Below are 15,235 nucleotides of genomic sequence, written 5' to 3'. Positions count from 1 at the left end.
ATATGTTAAAAGTGCTTTATTTAACTCTCTAATGTTCATCCCTCTAATATTTAATTCTCGAATATTATAAACCCAGTATTAAAAGTGTTGGGTTTTCTTTGTGCGGGTTTTATGCAATGCATTATCTCTTTAGTTTTAGTACAAAAGGGTAATGCATTTTATGGATATTTATTGATATGTTATTTACCTTATTTTCAAAAAATGTCGAAAATAAAGCAATCCTTGAGCCGTTTACCGATGCTAATGAGTGACTATTTTCTATCGCCGTTGACATTATCGGTTTTAATGGGGCACTTACAATAATAATTAGGGTTTATTTAAAAACGTCAAAGTCGATATTTTATTTAAGCAGCCTTGCCAGACACTAGGTCTTATTTTAGGGGCAGGTTAACAACCATTAAATGAATAAAGTCAAAAGTGGTGATGTTTTTAAATGTGCCTACTAAGGAGCAATGCAAATGAATTTAGCCTGGCCATTTAAACCATCGTCATTTAAAGGATCGGCATTAAAAATGACTCACCCAACAAAAAAAGTCACTGCTTTGCCCATTGAAAACCATGAAGCCTTCTCTTTTAAAATGAACACCTGCGCAGTGCGAGTTAAACGGGCATGTATTGTTACGACTATACGATTAACGGGAATAGGGATATTGTCGTTAGGGGTGGCATTTCAGGCTTTAGCACAAGGCTATTATATTGATGAACAAAGCGCCAAGCGATTAGGTGATGCATTTTCAGGTGGTGCAGCCGATGCCAGTGATGCCAGTACCGTATTTTATAATCCTGCTGGCATGGTGCGCCTCGATGGGGGGCAGCTGGTGGGCAATTTAAGTGGGGTTTATACTCAAACCGATGTGACCATGTCTGGGGTGAGCTTTGATGCCAGTTCAGCCTCAATGTCCAGTGCCATTCAAGGGCAAGAAAGCGTCAATCTTAATGAGAGTTTTCTTATTCCTTCGGTCTATTTTAGTTATCAATTGTCGCCCAGTTGGCATGTGGGTGCGAGCCTTAATGTGCCCTATTCTAGCGGATCAGAATTCGATACCGATTTTGTAGGGCGTTATTTTAGTCTTAAATCGGATATTACTAGCGTGAATTTAGGCTTGATGGCCTCTTATCGAATTTCTGCTCAGTGGAGTGTGGGTTTGGGACTGAATGCCCAGTATATCGAAGCGGAAATTCAAAATCAGGTTAACAGCTCAGGGATCTGTCAGTTAGGTATTGCTTCGGGAATGCCTGCGCAGCTGTGTGCGGGATTAGATAGTTCAGGTACCTATACCGATGATGGTAATGTCAAAATGACAGGGGACGATTTTGCGTTGGGCTATACGGTCGGTGTACTGTATCAATGGGATTTTGATACTCGATTCGGCTTGAATTACCGCAGTAAAATCAGCCACACCTTAAGTGGTGATGCGACGATCAGTGCGCCGGCCATTGTTGGAATGATTGAGCCTATGTTGACTTCCCGTGTAGAAGGAGGCTCTGTTGAATTAGTGACACCTGAAACATTGGATGTAAGTGGAGTCTATCAACTTAATGAAGACTGGCATGTGCAAGCGACAGTGAGCTGGTTTCGTTGGAGTCGATTTGAAACATTGGATATCGAATTGGACAATGGCGGCGGATTTTCTACGGCGCAAAATTGGGATGACAGCTATCGCTTAGCCGCTGGACTGGGTTATCAATTAACCCCGAATTGGGTATTACGGACGGGAATGGCCTATGAAACCACGCCAGTACCCGATGAGACGGTATCACTTGATTTTGCTTTTGGTGATTTTTATGCCTTGTCTCTAGGAGCCAGTTATCAATTCAGTGAGACCTTATTTTTTGATGTGGGCTACCAGCATACCTTTACTTTTAACCGAGATATTACTCAAGGATCATTGACTGTCGATAGCGCTGAAGTCTCTGGCAATGTTGAAACCTCCATTAATTCATTAGCATTGGGGGTCAATTGGTTATTTTAACTCAAGAGGAGAAAACCGATACATTTCCCTCTGCTACTTTAACGCGCAGTGATGAACTCACAAGACTGATAGCGTTCAGATCAAAGATAAAAAACTCAGCAGCACCTGCAGCAAGTACAAAGGCACTAAAAATAAGTAACGCGTTAAAGAGCTGTGATTTTTTAACGAAAAGCATTAATAAAAGACCACAAGGTTTGACGAACGGAGTCAATTCTGAGCTTCATCGTCAGACTCGTGTTTTCGTTAATGTGAAGCAAGATGTTGAAGGAAACGTTGAAGATAATGTTAAAAAAAATAAATCAATCAATACATTAAAGGGGGGAGGCCAAGCAGCTTCTTGTGCTGAAGACACAGGTGAGAGGCCATTAGCCATGCCGCCAGATGATTTAACCGATTATCGCCTTGCATTGCAAGGGTTGGCCTTACCTTTGGCTTATGTGGATTTGAACAAGCTTGATGCCAATATTGCGGCTTTGATGCGGCAGACCAATGGGTTGCCGGTTCGCATTGCCTCTAAGTCTATTCGCAGTGTGGCTATGTTGCGTTATTTATTGGCTAAAACTGATAAATTACAAGGAGTGATGTGTTTTCATCCTCAAGAGGCAGCGTTTTTAGCCGAGCAAGGATTGGACGATCTGTTAGTTGCTTATCCGTCGATGCAAAAGGCTGCCATTGTGTCTTTAATTCCGTGGTTGAAAAAAGAGCGGCGTGTCGTATTGATGGTGGATACCCTTGAGCATGTAATGCTGCTAGATGCCATAGGACAAGCCTCGAGTGTGTGCTTCTCGGTTTGTATGGATATTGACGTGTCCATGTCTTTACCCGGACTGCACTTTGGCGTGCATCGCTCTCCTATCAATACTGTCGACAAAGCCTTGTCGTTATATCAACACATTAAACACAAACATGGTGTGAAGTTAGTCGGGATCATGGGTTATGAGGCACAAATAGCGGGGTTGGGGGATAGGGTACCGAGGCAGTATGTTAAAAATTTGGCGATAAGAGGCTTAAAAAAATTAAGCATTCCAAGAGTTGCCAAGCGCCGACAAGATGTGGCGACGGCATTAACCCAGGCGGGCGCTAAATTGACGTTTGTGAATGGCGGAGGCACGGGCTCACTTAACTCAACGTCACAAGATCACAGTGTGACAGAAATGACGATAGGCTCAGGCTTTTTCTGTCCTCATTTGTTTGATTATTACGATCATTTATCTTTAGCTCCTGCGGCAGGTTTTGCTCTTGAGGTGGTCAGGCAGCCTAAGCCTAGTCGAGTGACCTGCTCAGGAGGCGGCTATTTAGCATCAGGCTCAGCCGATGCATTCAGAGCGCCCATTCCGTATTTACCTCAAGGATTGTCACTGGATCCCAATGAAGGTGCGGGTGAAGTGCAAACGCCGCTCTGTTTTCAGTCTAGTGCTTCAAAGCGGGAGTCTTTAACACTGGGGGACGCTGTGTTTTTTAGGCATGCGAAAGCGGGAGAGATCTGTGAGCGATTTGCCACTCTCTATGGCATTCGCAATGGGGCCATTGAGCAGTATTTTGAGACCTATCGGGGTGCAGGCAAGGGTTTTTTATAGTCTATTCCTATTGTGCCTATTGTGTGAGTGTCCAATAAGGGTATATCGAGGAGCAGACATGGGTTTTTTATCATTCATTCCTATTGTGTCTATTGTGTCTATTGTGTCTATTGTGTCTATTGTGTGAGTGTCCAATAAGAATATATCGAGGAGAAGACATGGGTTTTTTATCATTCATTCCTATTGTGTCTATTGTGTGAGTGTCCAATAAGGGTATATCGAGGAGAAGGCATGGTTTTTTATCATCTATTTCTATTGTGCCTATTGTGTGAGTGTCCAATAAGGATAAATTGGAGAGCAGTCGATGCAGGACAGATATGATGTTAGCTATGATGAGGCTTATGATTTTGCCATTATTGGCTCTGGGCCATCGGGCAGTGTATTAGCCCATTATTTAACAGAAGCGGGCGCCCGCTGTGTCATGTTAGAAGCGGGTAAGGGATTGGATAAACAGACTTATCCCAGTAATGAATTGCATGCCAACAGCCAACTTATGTGGAATGGTGGCATGGATATCTCAAAAGATGCCCAGTTACTCTTTTTACGGGGGAAAGTCCTTGGGGGCGGCAGTGTCGTGAACCAATGTCTGTTGGATAGGTTCGATGCCTTGGCGCTGAATGATTGGCGCGCTCAGTCTAATGTCAGTTGGCATACATTAACCGATTTTGAGCGACATTATGACGAAGTCGAATCACATCTTGCATTGCATCATTTTAGCCCTGATGAACATCAAACCAATGCCAAGCTTTTTATGCAAGGCTTAGATAAGTGTCACATGCAATGGGCGCCGCTTCGTCGCGGACAATCCCAATGTGGGTTCAATCATGAAACCGGACAAGCAAATGATTGTATGCAGTGCTTAGGCGGGTGTGTACGGGATGCGAAGCAAAGCATGCCTGTCACTTTTTTAAAAAAAGCCCAAGCTCAAGGGCTGAATGTGTTAACGGATTTTAATGTGGCACAAGTGATCCACGGTCAGCATTTTGTGTCCATTTATGGTCATCAATTCGGCCAAGTCCGCAGTATTCGTGCTCGTCATTGCATTTTAGCCGCTGGAGCCATTGGCACCACAGAGCTGTTGTTAAAGTCTGGTTTTTTGCCTGCATTACCCGCATTGGGGCAGGGCTTTACTTGCCATCCACAACGGATGAATATTGGTTTATTTGATGAGGTAGTCGATGCCCATAAAGGCAGATTTCAAAGTGTGAAGTCAGATGATCCCAGTTTTAGACAGCAAGGTTTTAAATTGGAAAATGTGTTTGCTGGGCCCATTGCCATCAGCATGCTCAAACCCGGTTTTGGCCGTGAACATCAAGATTTTATGCAGCAATATCGCCATATGGCCTGTATCGAAGTGGCGGTGAGGGATGCTAGTACGGGGCAAATTTTGTTGAATAATCAAGGGAAGCTTGTGATTGATAAACAGCTTATGCAAGCCGATCTTCAACGTATTCAAGCGGGGCTCAATGCCGTCGATCGCGTCTTCGACGCGGTTAAGGCCAAATCGGTCTTAAAATCCCCTTTTACCTTTGGCTTGCACTTAATGGGTGGCTGCGTCATGGGAGACTCGCCATATAAGAGTGTGGTCAATAGCGATTTTGGGATCTGGAAACATAAGAGGCTCAGTATTGCCGATTCATCCATTTTTCCCAATGCCCCTGGGATTAATCCCAGTTTGACCATTATGGCCATGGCGCATAAAGCCAGTGAAAATTTATTGAAGCAATATCCTAGTACTGAGATTTATAACCAGCAACGTGAGTCAACAAGGACTCTTGCGGCCGAGGCTGCTCTTGTTCAAAAAGGCTCACTTAATGAGCCGTTCCTTAGTGAAAAGCCCTTTAATGAAAGCTTATTAAATAACGAACGGGCTAATGGGTAATGCATCAATGAAACCTTATTTAAGAAGATGTTAGCTAACGAGATTATGAGTCAAACGGTGACAATACCTAATCTTTATATGAAAAAATTCGAATCAAAAATAGTCATTAATACTGAGTGTTATTAAGTATTATTGTGTATTACTGCGTGTTTAGTGCGGTTTTAATGGGCAAATTATGGATAATTTTATATGTTCTATTCAAAATATTTAACACCAAGAGCCTATCAAGGCTTATTGCGATTAGGGGATGTGTTATTGCCCGGAACGGCCCATATGCCCAGGTTTTCGACAACCCATTGTATTGGGCATGTGGACGAGATTTTAAGGGCCACCGCCGACAAAGACAGAGAAGACTTAGTGCTAGTCTTGCGTCTTTTTAGTGTGTTACCGACAGGGCTTGTGGGTTTTTTATTGCAATATGCCAGCAAAGTGTCCTCTGCGCCGATTGTTACGACGTCGTCCATCAGTCTTGTTCACAGTATTCAGGCGTGGTGGAAGACGCAATGGCGTTTATTGGATTTAGGCCTTCGAGGTGTGGTGTTTAGTGTGTATTACTCAGGGCTCAATAATGGTTTGAGTCAAACGCCAAATGTGCATCGACAAATGGATTACCAGTTAATATGCCAGCCTGAGCACTGTGATAAGCCAGTCTGAGTCATTGGTTAATCTGGAACAGTTAACCTGAAACTGTTTTCAAAGAACTGTTATCAAAGAACTGTTATCAAAGAACTGTTATCAAAGAACTGTTATCAAAAAGCCGTGCCAAACAAAGGAAGAAAGCAGTTATGAGCGTCAAAATAGCCCAAGAAAAGACATCAAAAGACAATAGCCAAACTGTGCAAAATCTGCACGCCACTCAAGCGGCGACAACACAAGCAAGCACTCAAGCCCAAGAGAGCACGCAAGCCCAAGTGGAACGGAGCATGAACACGGCGCGATTAGCCCAACAACGATTAGCCAAGAGCAGCGTCAAGCAGCGCTTAGCGGGCATTAAAGCCATACGCGACCGCTTGTTTTCGCAGCGAGAAAATATCATTGAGCAGATTGTCCATGAGACTGGAAAATGTCGCGCTGATGCGCAGCTTGCAGAGATCATGGGCGTGATAGATTATGCCGACTGGCTCTGTGGTCATGCTGAAAAGATTTTAGCCGATACCAAAGTAGCTACGCCCATTAGCTTGATGGGGAAAAAATCTTTCGTGAGTCATTGCCCTGTGGGCGTGGTGGCGGTGATCTCGCCTTGGAATTATCCATTTCATATTAGCTTTACCACCGTCTTAGCGGCCTTGGCAGCAGGCAATGCAGTGCTGCTAAAACCGTCAGAAATTACACCATTATCGGGCCTGATTGAAGATTTACTGTCCGCTGCGCCCCTGTTTCATGAGTGCGTGCAAGTCCTTTACGGCAGTGGTGAGACGGCTCAGCGCATGATCGCCTTAAAACCTAATAAAATCATGTTCACTGGCAGTGCCAAAACGGGCAAAAAAATTCTTGCGCAAGCGGCGCCGTTACTCATCCCCGTTGAATTAGAATTAGGTGGAAAAGATGCCATGATAGTCTTTGATGATGTGAATATTCATCGTACGGTGGCGGGGTGCTTGTGGGGCGGGCTGACGAATGCGGGGCAATCTTGTACTTCGGTTGAGTCTGTGTATATTCACTCATCCATTTATGCCGCTTTTGTAGAAAAATTGAAAAATGAGTTATCGATTCTGGTGCAAAATAATGGCGATGCAGGGGATGCCGATATTGGCGCCATCACGGCGGATTTTCAGCATCAGCTCATTGCCGAGCAAGTGAGTGAAGCCACCGCATTGGGGGCCAAGGTGTTTGTGCCCCATGAGCATGAAATCGTGCAAAGGGCTGAGCAAACCGCTATCAACTCTGCGCTAAACAATCCTGTATCAAGTCAATCAGCACCAAACCCGCAAGCGCAGGCATTTTATCCGTTAACTCTGATTGAAGGCGCTACTGACCAGATGAGTGTGATGCACAGTGAAACCTTTGGCCCTGTCATGACCTTACATGCTTTTGATGATGAGCGGGAACTCATTGAGCGTTGCAACGCCAGTGAATTTGGCTTGAGTGCCAGTGTGTGGAGTAAAGATTTAACGCGGGCCAAGCGTGTGGCGGCGCAACTGGAGGTGGGCGCGGTCTCCATTAATAACGTCATGCTTACCGAAGGGAACCCCAATTTACCTTTTGGCGGTACCAAGCAAAGTGGCTTTGGTCGAGTCAAGGGGGCAGAAGGCTTGTTGGGCATGACCTACTCAAAAGCCTTCATTGTGGATAAACAAAGCAATAATATCGAGGCGAATTGGTATCCTTATACGCGGCAAAAATACCAATTGTTTGATAAGTTAATGGTGGCTATGTACGGCTCGGGCCTCAAACGTTGGTTGGACTTTGCCAAAGTGGGTTTGAAGTTGGAGTCGTTTTCCCAGAAAAAACGCGGAGAGTAGTGGGCATTGTTATCTATTGCCTGCGGCAGGCTTAACGTCGTGGATGCACATCCACAAAGGGGCCAAAAGGGGAACCACTGCAATCCCCTCTTGGATCTCCTTGCGGCTCCAAATGGAGTGATATGTATTTATCATCTGTGGTGAGGCTAATGAAATTGAGCTTCGCTTAATGGAGGGTCGTGAGTGCCCACTCCTTCCTGTAATGAGAGTGAGTTCATGAAAACTAGCGTTTGGCTATTTAGGTATTGGGTTAGTATGTTTGTTTGTCGAATCTTTACGGTATCTATTGCCTGCCGCAGGCTTTTGTGCGAATACAAAAATGACACACTGCGAGTACATCATTGTAAGTTCAAACGGAAACATCCTTGTTTCCGACGGTCATTTTTGCATTCACACAGCTTTAAAAAGCAAAAGCGGGGTGTTTCTTTGAATTGGTAGTTTTAGTTAGCAGTTATATTTAGCTACCTACATTCTATATTTTGTTTAAACTCATCAAAGAGAAAAGGCTTATTTCCGTTCGTATAGTTTCTAAATACGGTAACGGGTCCATGTGATCACTAATGTACAACTGTTTTATATACAGGTTCTGCTGGATTTGAATATATTTTGATTGATAATTATTGTATAACAATGGGTTGGAAGTATACTCTAGCTTAATTATTTATTTTTAAAAAAAAGAATAAGCAGTCTGGAAGATTATCCTGCTGCTGTTGAATAAGCTGTTAAATTTTTGAGGTGATATGGAAATCTCGATTAAGCCAGTTGATAAGAATAACTGGAAAGATATTGCTGAACTAAAGGTATCGGATAGCCAGACAGAATTTGTTGCATCTAATCTGTATTCATTTGCAGAGGCTGCATACGAAGAGTCCAGCGTACCTTTGGGGATATTTCATGGTAATGAAGCCGTAGGATTTATTATGTACGAGTCATTGGCATACAAAGACAAAATAGGTGAATACAGTATTTTTAGGTTTATGATTAGTGAAAAGCATCAAAATAAAGGATTTGGCCGAATTGCTCTACAAAAAACCATTTCTAAGATTTCGACCTTTTCAGATTGTAGAAGAATTACGATTTGCTATATGCCAAATAATTCTGTTGCTAAGAGTTTCTATAAGAGTGTTGGTTTTAGTGAATTAGGCATAGATGAGTCGGGTGAAATTCTCGCTGAAATCAGAATTTAACCAGGTACTGTTGGCCTGCCCGAATTTCCGCTACGCGGTGGACAATGGACTCGCTGGCGGGGCAACGTTAGCTGCTACTGCGTTAACGCTTTGGATAGTTCCAACGACGGCAAAGCACGAATTCTTTGTCGGTTAAAATAGAACGGCTAAAATGAAGAGATTAAATGGAATTGTTGATTTTGATATTGGTTACATTGCCACTGGACTAGGGGATCACTGGCTGTTTGGCCAAAGGCAAAAATGTCCATACACAGCCCACTGAGGGTATTTTGTATTTGGTAGCTGTTATTATGTGATGGCGTGAACATCCAAGCTTGATTATTCGTTTGGCTGGGTGACCACAGGTGAATATTAACACCATTTTGGCTATTGTGAGATTCTATGTCCATTCTGTTGCCTGTTAAAGCATTGATATAAAATGGACCTAGGGGGTTGGCGCTATCTCGAGCATGGGTTGGAATAAGTAACCAAGCTTGCTCACAGCTTTGTAGCTCAATATTACTGGCTTTTAGGTGATCATGGCTTAAGCATAGAGGGACATGATTTTCTTGTAAATACTGGCTGGTAATTGATGTGAACAATGGAATATCATCTGCTAATAGTGCTCCGTTGTAACGTTCGGACTGGGTATAGTCATCTCCGGCACCATTTTGGATTAAATAACCCCTATAATCATGGCTTGAGCTATCACTTAAGTTAGTACCCCAAGTGCGAGAGATACGGCCTAATTGAAAAATTTCAGGGCCTAGAAAGCGGTGGCGGCTGTCTAAATTGTAAAACACAATGTCATCTTTATGGGCGTGTAACTGGCTGGGTTCATCTAAGGTTCCAAAAGTCATTTTGGGGGCAACAAAGGCGACGGCATTATTTCGTTGCTCATCAAGATAGCCTTTCAAATTGGTATTATTGGCATATTTCGCGTCGGTCATTATCACCATAATTTTGCCTTGTAATTCTGCTAGGGTTGGCCAATGCCCTTGCTGGGCCACCTCTCTTAATGACGTTTGATGTGGTTCGGTCATATGTCGAGGTGAAAACAAATGGTGACCGAGTTTCTGTGTTAGCAAGGCATCCAGATCTTGTGGGCGGCGACAAGGGCTATTAACCCCAGTTTGACATTCATGCTCAGGCTGCCAGCTTTGTTTCTTATCCAGCCACAGGGTGATCAGTTCATGATTGGGGTAATAGTGATGAAAACGCATAATTTCATCTAAACACTCTGACAAATAGTCATGATCGCCATCGGGGAGGCACATGACATTTTCGCTAGGATCATTTGAATCATGCCTGACATACCAGTCTCCTGATAAATAGGTTTTATTAAACCAAGCATTGGCATCTCGTACATCAAAAATATCTAACTCAATGTTAGTACTGTGGCCTTTTAAAATATCAAAAAGTGAGTGAGACGTTAAATAAGCATTATGAACACTGGATTGAAAATATCGATTGAGTGGTTGTTGGCGATCAGTGAATAGCGTGCCATTTTGATATTGGTGGCTTTGGTTAGTTTCCCAATAGGCGCTCAATGCCGGCGTTGGCAAACTCAGTAACAATAACGTCCATAGCATCTGTAGGCATAGTGTTATCATGTGCTTTGTCGTGTACATAGATCCCCTTTTGTACTGAGGTTAGCATGATGGAAAACCTTCATTTTTACAGTTTGCAGTATGATTGCTTGTGATTTGATTGCTTTTGAATTCTGATTTAAGTTAAAGGGGAAAAATGACGTTAATATGTCAATCATATGAATAATTGAAGTGCGGGTTAAAAGGTTAAGCTTCGTCGAAATTGTTGTTCAGCATATCAGTTTTCTCCCTAAATTCAGGTTATTTTTGTAAAAATATTCGATGACAGTATGGCATAATAAACAATGCTGAAAATAAAGGGACATTGAAAAGGAATAGTCTATTGAAAGCTGTTTTCATGCCGGTTATGGCTTCTATTTTTACGGCGATTATTTTGTGGTTGGCAGGTTTTATGAGTCACTTATTTGGTGAGTTAACAGTTCCAAAAGGCGCTGTGCTCGCCTTTGATGCGAAGCAATGTCCTAAAGGTTGGCAAGCGTTTAAACCCGCTTATGGTCAGTTTATTCGTGGAATTGACTATTCTGGTACTAACATCGATCCCGATGGAGAGCGAATACCTGCTTCAAGCCAAGCTGAGTCTATAAAAAGTCATACTCACATTCAAATGTATGCCGATGTAAAGGGACACTTTAGTCCCAATGGATACGATTTTGTGCCACATGTGACAAAAACCGGCAAAATGGGTGTGGAGACTAACTCTTTTGGCGGCAGTGAAACTCGCCCTAAGAATATCGCGTTATTATATTGTGTAAAAAAATGAAAAATTTTCTTCATTCAATGATTGTTATTTCATGTTGTTCCAGTGAAAACTATTATGGTTTGGACACCTTTTGTTGGTTATTGAACGTACAAATTAAATATGGCGCTAATGACGCCTACTTTGCAAGAGGTGTCCATCTTATCATCCATGTTTAACGGTGGGGATGAATGCTGCAAGGGATTTGATGTTAAAGTTTGCTTATTTGTTGTGCAAGGAGTTCTAATAGTCTTGGATTGGCTTTGTCACCTTTATAGTGCTCTCGGACGATGGCGTTCTCTAATAAAGCTTTTTTGCCGTACTTGACAGCAAATCCGGCTTTGCCTATTTGTTGTTCTTCAAATATCAATAATGCCTCTTTTTCTGCATTGCATGCTTTCTCAGCTTCTTGTGCCGTCATTCTTTTGGCTAGAGAAGGTGTACTTGATGAGGTGTCATAGCCATGCATACTGACAATAGTATAAGGCGCATTTTGTTTTGCCATCCAACCTTCTTCACTAGATTCGCTTTCTGTTAAAAACTTTTTTTGTATACTCACCAGCACGTCGAAATGCCGTGTACCTTCACTGGCAAATTTTCTTACCTTAGTGGGGTTAGTGGTAAACTCGATGAGATCTCCTGCAACGTCACGGTTTTGATTCACATAACCTTGCACATTTTCTCTAGAAGGGGCTGAGGCTTGCGCATCTACACTGTGATTGTACATTTTACTAAAACTTACATGAAGTCCTGAAATGACATCTGTACTCATGGACTTGGGTTGAGTGGGGCTAATAATTCGCATAACGTTAACATAGTCATCGGGTTGAGCACTGGCTACGTGATCATGAGAGTGAAGCTTAGGATCGTTTATAGGATCATTGGCAATGTTAATATTGCCAATGCTTGTTGTCTCAAACACTTTTTTGGGTGCAATCGCTAAAGGAGCTGGCGAGCCTGATTGTATTATAGAAGTTACCTTTGTTGTTTGGGGAGGGGTTATTATGCTTTGTGAGTGAGTCGTTATTGGTATATTAGTCGGTGGAGGTGTATAAATAGAAGCAGGCTCTATTTTTTTAGGTGGCTGCTTGAGTTGGAAGATAGGAATGGTGTCAAGAGAGTCTTCCATATTGAAAGGTGATATTGATTGTAATTGCAGATTATCCATTGTTGAGTCAGGAATGTCTTCTGGTCCTGAATAAAGCTGAACAATATCAGCTGTTGATTCTGGGGTTAAGAATGATGAACTGGAAATAAAAGCAGTGCCAAATAATGTTGAAAACAACTGCTCTGTATTGTCTTCTATATTCATTTTAGTGGTTGGGATGATTGATTGTGTTTGAATATTATCTAAGCCTGGCATGGTTACCTTTCCTATTATTAAATTAAACGTGATTAAAAATGAGGTTCATTGGAATGGCTTGATTGATTGTCTCTAAACCATTTTTCAAATCATTGATTGTTTCTCGTGCATGCTCACAGGTTATCGCCAAAGATTTTACCCCATGAATAAAGGTGTCAGGCGTAATGGTATGCATATCAAAATTTCTAAAGATATAAACTTTATGGCCATTATCACTTAATCCAAATGTGTTATTTTTAGACTTCACGCCCATTAATTGAAATTTTAATAAATACTCAAAAAGGTGTAATCTATTTTCATGTGAATGGATGTCATGGACAGTAGAAAAAAGGTGAAGTGTCTGTTTGTTGTTGGAAAGGTAAAGATATAATTCTATGTTGTTTTTAAATGTAAAGGTCAATGTTTCAGTATCAGCGATACTCGGTATGTTTATTCCATACTGAGCTCCTAATTCATTTAATAGATTGCTAATCATAATACCCTTAGTTGTTTCTTTTGTAGAATAAAAGTTATTAATTTTGGAGCTGTGGAGATATTTGTATTTCTTTAAAAAAATTTTTAATGAATACTCGGATTAGACTTTAGTCACAAGCTGGTGGGCGGGATATCAAAATAATGAGTAATTATCAATAAAATAAATTGATGCGTTTTAAAGAATACATTTTAAGACGTTATTTTGTGTAATTACTGTTTCTTTTTCCTTAAAAATCAGAAGTTAATTTTATCATGATTTTTATTTGATTAATTATTGTTCATATTTTGTGTTAAGCTTTGTCAGATTATATCAAAGCAACATCATCAAATTATTTGAAGTAAACTGTTTTCTTTGTCTTAAAATATGACATTGATGTGAATAGGACTGACAGTACTACCATCTAGCATACAATAATCACCTGTCATCCCCTATTTGGCTCACTTTACTTATTGTCCTTGACGATGGCTAAAAGGTAACTAAGCTTTAGTTCCAAATAATGAATCGTCACTGGCTGATTATTCATTAGGGAGAATGTCGTTGTTCTTTAAAGCTTATAACATTGTATTACAAGGAGTTGTATTATGTCTGTCACAACAAAAGCACTTGGTAATGTGGATTTAATGGTGGGTGGCTGGTCTCCATTTAGGCCACTTGATCCTGAGGATCTATTAATTTTTAATGAAGCGATGGAAGATTTTATCGGGGTGAACTATCGCCCCTTGAAGGTATCGACTCAGGTGGTGAATGGGATAAATTATCGTTTTGAATGTGAAGCAAAAGTCGTCTCTCCTGAGGCGTCACTTGAACATGCATTAATTGAGATCTATCAACCTCGAGATGGGCGTCCTCAGTTACGCAGTATTACCTTAGAGAATGAACATTCGAGTTATAGTCAAGCCCTGTATGGTGGTTGGTCATCTTGGGGGCCGTTAACGCCTGAAGGTTTAGAGGTGTTTGAACAAGCGACACAGGGCTTGTTAGGCGTAAAGTATATGCCGCTTGAAATGTCAACTCAGGTAGTGGCAGGAATGAACTATCGTTTTATTAGTGAAGCGAAAGTGGTTATTCCAAAAGCTGAGCCTTATAAAGTCATGATTGAAATTTTTCAGCCCTTAACAGGTGAACCTATTATTACTAATATTCATACTATTGCTTAATTTGAGCTTGTTTTATTGTTAATCGTTTAAAATGAAAAAGTGCTTGTTGCCAAGATGGAACGAGCACTTTTTTATGGTGAAATTGGTTTGAATGCCCCCCTTTTTTAAAGGCATAACCCTTAGAGATCCCCTCTAAAATTATCCATCAATGGTTTTGCCCATTATTCTCGCATTCCAGTTAGCTATTCATAATATTCACACCCTTGGCGGAATAATGAATAAGTGCGCGTTTTGCTGGTATTTGCCTTCAATATCTTCTCTAATTCTCTAATTCTCTAATTCTCTAATTCTCTAATTCTCTAATTCTCTAATTCTCTAATTCTCTAAATCCGCCTCCTCACCTGCTTTACCTCAGAGTGTCAGTAAAGCTATCGTTATCGCGCTAAGCAAAAAGAGTCTGTCTCTTCTTGGGGGGGAGCGAGTATAGGTTGCACTCATTCCCATACAAAATCGGTCGTCCTTGATATCCCTAAATGTGGTTTCTATTCCCCAGCGTTTTCCATATAAAGTCAATACTGATACCTTGCTACTGACTAGATTATTTTGACTCGAAGCAAGGTACGAAGCTTCTTTCATCTCTCTTTTTTTACAACAAATGATAACCAGCGATGCCGCCATTTCCCAGCTTGCTTTGGCTGTAAATAGACGGCTTTTCCGGCCTTAATATTCGAGAGTCCTTGAGAAAAATACAAAATGAGCTGAGCCCGTTGGCGATGATCACTGCGAGCAGTGCGGGATTTAATGATGTCAGTCTAAATGGTTTTTGGTTGATCGCGTAAGATGAGTGCTGGAGAAACCCAAGGCATAAGTAACTATTCTACTTTTTAACATTCT

General features: G+C 41.6%; 12 protein-coding genes. 8 read left to right on the top strand and 4 right to left on the bottom strand.

Going from position 1 to position 15,235, the window contains the following annotated elements:
* Window positions 1-458: 458 nt before the first annotated feature.
* From Q0779_RS12515 to Q0779_RS12490, 6 genes are all read left to right on the top strand, one after another.
* Window positions 459-1,973 (top strand): OmpP1/FadL family transporter, encoded by a 1,515-nt coding sequence (locus Q0779_RS12515; RefSeq protein WP_298773011.1) that lies wholly within the window; start codon window positions 459-461, stop codon window positions 1,971-1,973.
* Complete coding sequence (locus tag Q0779_RS12510; RefSeq protein ID WP_298773010.1) at window positions 1,961-3,550, top strand: amino acid deaminase/aldolase; 1,590 nt, start codon at window positions 1,961-1,963, stop codon at window positions 3,548-3,550. Before Q0779_RS12515 ends, Q0779_RS12510 begins: the two co-directional genes overlap by 13 nt.
* A gap of 304 nt (window positions 3,551-3,854) precedes the next feature.
* Window positions 3,855-5,432 carry a GMC family oxidoreductase gene (locus Q0779_RS12505; RefSeq protein ID WP_298773008.1) on the top strand — a complete coding sequence of 526 codons (1,578 nt, stop codon included), beginning with the start codon at window positions 3,855-3,857 and terminating at the stop codon, window positions 5,430-5,432.
* A gap of 189 nt (window positions 5,433-5,621) precedes the next feature.
* Window positions 5,622-6,086 carry a hypothetical protein gene (locus Q0779_RS12500; protein WP_298773006.1) on the top strand — a complete coding sequence of 155 codons (465 nt, stop codon included), beginning with the start codon at window positions 5,622-5,624 and terminating at the stop codon, window positions 6,084-6,086.
* A 131-nt stretch (window positions 6,087-6,217) separates the two neighbouring features.
* Window positions 6,218-7,894 (top strand): aldehyde dehydrogenase family protein, encoded by a 1,677-nt coding sequence (locus Q0779_RS12495; RefSeq protein WP_298773005.1) that lies wholly within the window; start codon window positions 6,218-6,220, stop codon window positions 7,892-7,894.
* 740 nt (window positions 7,895-8,634) lie between these two features.
* Entirely contained in the window at window positions 8,635-9,081 is a 447-nt protein-coding gene (locus Q0779_RS12490) for a GNAT family N-acetyltransferase (protein ID WP_298773003.1), read from the top strand.
* Between the two features lie 146 nt (window positions 9,082-9,227).
* Here Q0779_RS12490 and Q0779_RS12485 read toward each other — a convergent pair whose 3' ends face one another.
* On the bottom strand, window positions 9,228-10,691 hold the full coding sequence (locus tag Q0779_RS12485; RefSeq protein WP_298773001.1) for a Ca2+-dependent phosphoinositide-specific phospholipase C: 1,464 nt from the start codon (window positions 10,689-10,691) through the stop codon (window positions 9,228-9,230).
* Between the two features lie 301 nt (window positions 10,692-10,992).
* Between Q0779_RS12485 and Q0779_RS12480 the strand changes: the two genes are divergently transcribed.
* Window positions 10,993-11,430 (top strand): hypothetical protein, encoded by a 438-nt coding sequence (locus tag Q0779_RS12480; protein WP_298772999.1) that lies wholly within the window; start codon window positions 10,993-10,995, stop codon window positions 11,428-11,430.
* Window positions 11,431-11,617: 187 nt separating this feature from the next.
* On the opposite strand, the gene Q0779_RS12475 is transcribed toward Q0779_RS12480, so the two are convergent.
* Both Q0779_RS12475 and Q0779_RS12470 read right to left on the bottom strand, forming a co-directional pair.
* A complete protein-coding gene (locus tag Q0779_RS12475; RefSeq protein ID WP_298772997.1) occupies window positions 11,618-12,769 on the bottom strand; it encodes a hypothetical protein in 1,152 nt (383 codons plus the stop codon).
* Between the two features lie 22 nt (window positions 12,770-12,791).
* A complete protein-coding gene (locus Q0779_RS12470; RefSeq protein WP_298772995.1) occupies window positions 12,792-13,244 on the bottom strand; it encodes a type III secretion system chaperone in 453 nt (150 codons plus the stop codon).
* A 581-nt stretch (window positions 13,245-13,825) separates the two neighbouring features.
* Between Q0779_RS12470 and Q0779_RS12465 the strand changes: the two genes are divergently transcribed.
* On the top strand, window positions 13,826-14,401 hold the full coding sequence (locus tag Q0779_RS12465; RefSeq protein ID WP_298772994.1) for a hypothetical protein: 576 nt from the start codon (window positions 13,826-13,828) through the stop codon (window positions 14,399-14,401).
* A 351-nt stretch (window positions 14,402-14,752) separates the two neighbouring features.
* On the opposite strand, the gene Q0779_RS12460 is transcribed toward Q0779_RS12465, so the two are convergent.
* Entirely contained in the window at window positions 14,753-14,977 is a 225-nt protein-coding gene (locus Q0779_RS12460; RefSeq protein WP_298772993.1) for a transposase, read from the bottom strand.
* Window positions 14,978-15,235 lie beyond the last annotated feature (258 nt).

Source organism: uncultured Shewanella sp. (assembly GCF_947491715.1).
Lineage (GTDB): Bacteria > Pseudomonadota > Gammaproteobacteria > Enterobacterales > Shewanellaceae > Shewanella.
This window is presented reverse-complemented; position numbering and strand designations above follow the sequence as displayed.